Source organism: Arhodomonas sp. KWT, assembly GCF_010993615.1.
Map to the genome: position 1 here is coordinate 1 of NZ_WNXE01000550.1, position 1,084 is coordinate 1,084.

Here is a 1,084-nt window from a genome sequence, read left to right on the forward strand (position 1 = left end):
GGATCACCTCCAGCAGCGGCATGCGCTCCACCGGCGAGAAATAGTGCATGCCGATGACGTTGCCGGGCCGCTGCGCCGCCTCGGCGATGCGGGCGATGGGCAGCGACGAGGTGTTGCTCGCGATGATCGTCTCCGGCGGGGTCACGGCCTCCACCGCCTCCACCGTGCGGTGCTTGATGGCGAGTTCCTCCGGCACCGCCTCCACCACCAGGCCCACACCGCCGAAGCCGGTGAGCGCGGGGGTCGCGGTCACCCGGCGGCCCACCTGTCCCGCCTCGTAGGCGCTCAGGCGGCCGCGGCGCCGGCGGACCTCCTCGTGCACGTGGCGCAGGCCCCGGGCGAGCCCCTCGGTGGAGACGTCGTAGAGACGCACCGGCAGCCGGGCCCGGGAGGCGGTCACGAACGCGATCCCCGCCCCCATCAGGCCGGCGCCGAGCACGGCGGTCCGCTCCACGGTGCGTGGCTCCCCCTCGGCACCGGTGTCCTTCTTCATCGCCGTGGTGGCGAAGTGGATCCCGGCGAGCTCGCCGGCCTCGGGGGTCATCGCCAGCTCGCCGAAGGCGCTCGCCTCCGCCGCCAGCCCCTCGGCCATGCCCCGGGCCAGACCGGTGCGCACGCACTCGATGATGCGCGGCGGCGCGGGATAGTTGCCGTGGGTACGCCGGCGGACACTCTCCTGCGCCCGGGAGCAGACGACGGCGCGCCCGAGGGGGTTGCGCGCCTGCACCGCATGCAGGAGCCGGGCGCGCCACCCGGCGCGCCGTCGGCCACGGCCGGCATGCAGCGCCTCGATGCGCTCGACGGCGACGTCCTCCAGGATGTCGGCGGGCACTGCCTCGTCCACCAGGCCGCTGCGGGCGGCGGAGCGCGCACTCACCTGGCGGCCGGTGAGCATCATGTCCAGCGCCAGCGGCAGCCCCACCAGCCGCGGCAGCCGCTGGGTGCCACCGCCCCCCGGCAACAGCCCGAGCTGGACCTCGGGCAGGCCGAGCCGGGTATGGCCGGCGTCGGTGCAGATGCGGGCATCGCAGGCCATGGCGAGCTCCAGCCCGCCACCGAGGCAGACGCCGTCGATCGCCGCCAC

Annotated in this window: 1 protein-coding gene; it reads right to left on the reverse strand. The window is 75.5% G+C overall.

The features are described 5' to 3' along the window. The coding region (locus G7A99_RS20635; RefSeq protein WP_205599967.1) for a 3-hydroxyacyl-CoA dehydrogenase NAD-binding domain-containing protein at positions 1-1,084 on the reverse strand (1,084 nt) is incomplete at both ends.